The organism is Armatimonas sp., assembly GCF_043760365.1.
Classification (GTDB): domain Bacteria; phylum Armatimonadota; class Armatimonadia; order Armatimonadales; family Armatimonadaceae; genus Armatimonas.
Genome location: NZ_JAYUPA010000684.1, coordinates 1 through 3,829, shown reverse-complemented (window position 1 = coordinate 3,829; position 3,829 = coordinate 1). Strand labels below are relative to the sequence as shown.

The 3,829-nt window shown below is 58.7% G+C and carries 3 protein-coding genes; 2 read left to right on the top strand and 1 reads right to left on the bottom strand.

Translation table 11 applies throughout. The features are described from left to right. Together ACH2EH_RS15935 and ACH2EH_RS15930 are read left to right on the top strand one after the other, a co-directional pair. A partial coding sequence (locus tag ACH2EH_RS15935) for a hypothetical protein (protein ID WP_395143083.1) occupies positions 1 to 296 on the top strand: 296 nt, incomplete at its 5' end. A 138-nt stretch (positions 297 to 434) separates the two neighbouring features. Further along, positions 435 to 2,867 (top strand): diguanylate cyclase, encoded by a 2,433-nt coding sequence (locus ACH2EH_RS15930; RefSeq protein WP_395143081.1) that lies wholly within the window; start codon positions 435 to 437, stop codon positions 2,865 to 2,867. Positions 2,868 to 2,938: 71 nt separating this feature from the next. Here ACH2EH_RS15930 and ACH2EH_RS15925 read toward each other — a convergent pair whose 3' ends face one another. Next, complete coding sequence (locus tag ACH2EH_RS15925; RefSeq protein WP_395143079.1) at positions 2,939 to 3,613, bottom strand: hypothetical protein; 675 nt, start codon at positions 3,611 to 3,613, stop codon at positions 2,939 to 2,941. Positions 3,614 to 3,829: the final 216 nt, after the last annotated feature.

Sequence of the window (3,829 nt, the reverse complement as noted above, 5' to 3'; positions counted from 1 at the left end):
TGGCCAGCACGGCTGTGGCCACCAAGCCCGCCACCAGCCCGAGCCTCTACCGGAACACGGCAGGCAATGTCCTGGTCAATGGCAACCAGATCCTCTGGGGCACTCAGGTGATCTGGGGGGTCAATGGGGTGAATAATCTCCAGGTGATCTGGGGAAATCAGGTGCTCTGGGGCACGCAAGTGCTCTGGGGAAGCCAGGTGCTCTGGGGCTCGACTACCTGGACGGATCAAGTGATCTGGGGCAGCGGCTCTGGCAATGTGGACCTGACCAGCAAGGCCATCTACGGCGAGAACTAGAGCGACTCGAACTTTCAACAAGCATACCTGGGGAGAGCAGCGCTCTCTCCAGGTTTTTTGCTGGATGCCTTCCCCATTGTTTTACTGGCTCTACTTCCCCTAGTCCCCAGCCGATACTACTTATGGTGTTAAAAAGAAATGCGCGACCTTCCTAAGCTTGCCCAGCGTGTCTTGTGGGTGAATTTTGTTTTAGGGGGAATGATCGCAATTTATGCAATCGTTCGTAATACACTCACGCCTGTTCATTTTGATCTCGAACTTCTCATGTACGTGCTTCTCGCGGTTCTTGCGGGGAGCCGTAAAGTGAACTTGATGCGCCAGCGCTATAAGACCACCGCCGATGTGGGGTCTATGTCGCTTGCCTATGTATTAACCCTTGCTGCGACTCTGCGCTTTGGCCCGCAGTTTTCCGTCTTTATCGGGGCGTTCGCGGCGCTTTCCGCGTGCCTGTACCCCAAGCGCCAGCCACTGCACCAGATTCTGTTCAATGTGTTTGTGAACACGATCTCCACCTGGGCGAGTGGACATGTTTTCCTGATTCTCAATGGCGGGCTCGCGATCCGAAGCATCGAGGCTATCGGAGCGATCACGGCGGCGAGCTTTACTTTCTTCTTTGTCAATACCGGCTTTGTTGCCCTCATTCTGGCAGCGGTTCTTCAGAAGAAGGCTCTGGAAATCTGGAAAGAAAAGTTTTTATGGACTGCCCCCAGCTACTTTGTCGGAGCACTGATTGCAGCTCTCGCAGGGGTGCTGGAGCAAAGATACTTACTGATCTTGCTGCTCTGTGGTATTCCGGTGGCGTACTTCACCTATAAATCCTACCAGGTCTACGCCTCCCAAGCGGAGCAGATGGAGCGTGGCAAGGAGGAGCTGGCCGATCTCTATCTGGCGACTATTAAGAGCCTCGCGCTGGCTATTGATGCCAAGGATGCCTACACCCACCAGCACATTCTGCGGGTTCAGCACTACGCGGTGGCGGTGGCAAAGCAGCTTGGCCTAGTGGGAGTGGAGCTGGAGGGAGTCAATACGGGCGCACTGCTGCACGATATTGGCAAGCTGGGCGTCCCCGAGTACGTTCTGCTAAAGCCCGGAAAGCTGACCCCTGAAGAGTTTGCCAAGGTGAAAGAGCACCCCCGGATCGGTGCGGACATTCTTGCGGACATTCCTTTCCCCTGGCCGGTGCTTCCGGGCGTGAAGTACCACCACGAGAAGTGGGATGGAACGGGCTATCCAGACGGCCTCAAGGGCGAAGCGATTCCGCTCCAAGCACGCATCCTTGCTGTCGCGGATGTCTACGATGCCGTGACTTCTAACCGCTCCTACCGCGCCGCTTGGGAGCACTCCCGTGCCGTGGAGATGATCCGCAAAGACTCAGGAACCCACTTCGATCCGGTAATTGCCGAGGCATTTCTGGCCGTGATTGACTCCGTGGTGGAGGAAATGGCGACACGTGGCGAGGGGCCGCTGGCTCCCAAGAAGAAGGAAACACCCGAAGTGACCACCAAGACCCAGCGCGCTGTTCGAGATATTCAGCGCTCGTCGTCGGAGCTGTGGGCACTCTATGAGGTCGCCCAGACACTCTCATCGAGCATTGGTCTTGATGAGACCTTGGACATTCTGGCGCGCAAGCTGGAGGCCATTATTCCCAATGTCGCCTGTGTCTTCTTAATGCGCGATGAGGTCAGTGGGTGCTTAGAAGTGCGCGCCGCCGTCGGTCTGAACCGCGAGTTCTTCCTGGAGTCGCGGACGGGCTCGCCGGAGAGCCGCTCCGAGAAAACAGCGAGAACCGGAGTGGCGTTTCGAGGGGAGTACGACAGCGATGATGTTCTGGTGCAGACCTCCCCTGGTTTCCCGTGGACACCTCTCTGCTCCATGATGGTCATTCCGATTATTCACCAGTCGCAGCCGCTGGGGACGATCAATTTGTACCATCCCGATGAAAGTGCCTTTACGGGCCATGACCAGCACCTGCTGGAGACGATCGCGGAGCGCGCCGCGCTGGCTCTCTACAATGGCCTTCTCTTTGAGCGCACCCGTAATCACGCGCACACCGATACCCTAACGGGGCTCTACAACATTCGCTTTATCACCCAGACGGTGGAGGAACTCTGCGAAAGAGCGCAGCCCGACGACACTTTCAACCTGATCTGTCTGGACTTGGACAGCTTCAAGCCGATCAATGATCTCTATGGGCACCAGGAGGGGGATCGTGTTCTGCGTGACCTGGCGGAGCTCTTTCTCTCGCTCGTGCGCGAGTCGGATACGGTGGCACGCTACGGGGGCGATGAGTTCCTGATTGTGCAGCAGGGGGGCACGCCTGAGGCGGCGGAGCGGCTGGCACGGCGCATCCGTGAGGCGGTGCAGGGCTACCAGACTTGTCTTATTCACCCCCGGCTGGGGCATCTGCGGCTGGGGGCCAGTGTTGGTGTGGGCTGCTTTCCCCGGGATGGTGCGGACTGGGCAGCGCTGCTCTCGGTGGCTGACCAGAACATGTACCAGGACAAGGCGGAGCGCAAGCTCGGTCGGCTGATTGATACAGATCACCCTCAACCGCAGGCTAAAGCTGCCTAGCGGCCATCTCCCCCGGCCTCGTAAAACTCAGCCACCCCCTCCGGCTTCGCGAAGGGGGGCGTTGGGGGGCGCTACAGCTTGGGCAGGTTCTTGAGGAGCGCGTGCCCGGCGGGAAGCTTGCCCTTAACCGTGGGCGAGTAGAGCTTGAGGGCGGCGCGTGCCGTGGCATGGAGCGCATCGCGCTGGCCCCGTAGCTCTTTGAGGCTCTGTGCATTGCTCGCCACTTCGTCCACGGCGGCGGTAAGGGCACCCAGCGCGGCCACAAACTCCCCGTGGGTCTTCTGCACAATCGCCCCGGCTTGATCCATCGGGATGGTGAGCGGCAGGGTCGCCGCAGGGACAGCGGCTTGTGGCAGGGCATTGACCCGCGCCCAGGTGTCGGCCAGATCGCGCACCGCAGGGAGGTACTTGGCCGGGTTGGTGGTGACCGCCGGAATGTCCGGGAGCGCCCCGATAGCGTCGGTATTGCCCGCCAGTCCCTTGAGGCTCGTCCGTGCTTGCTTCGCCATCGTGTGAACGGGCTTTTGCACGCGCTGACGGGTGCTCTGAAGGATCTGCTGGCCATTGAAGGACGTGAGTACCGTGGCGGTAGCGGCTTCGATACGCTCTAAAAGATCGGTCAATCCGTCGTGGGTCATTTCATTAGTGAGTACCAGCGCGGTTTGTGTCGTGTTTTCAACAGAGTTCCAGTGTGAAAGAAACAGCTTGATCGTTGGGACGTAGTCCACTAAGGTTCCAGTAGGCATCGTACAGACTCCAGTGCAAGTAAGATGAAGCAGGGTATCACATAAGTAAGGCAGGGCACAAAAAATATTGCTCAGGAGAGCCTTTTTCATGAATCGCTTCGCCGCCGGTTGGAAACTGGCGTCTGCAATGGCGTTCCGCCGCAAAGCCCGTTCCGGGCTGGGGATTCGGTAGCCCGGAACGGGCTTTGCAGCCGAAGGCTACTGATGACGCCCAAT

Excerpts from the sequence above, each read along its gene's own strand:
- ACH2EH_RS15930 (WP_395143081.1), top strand. The coding sequence starts at position 435 with ATGCGCGACCTTCCTAAGCTTGCCCAGCGTGTCTTGTGGGTGAATTTT.
- ACH2EH_RS15925 (WP_395143079.1), bottom strand. The coding sequence starts at position 3,613 with ATGCCTACTGGAACCTTAGTGGACTACGTCCCAACGATCAAGCTGTTT.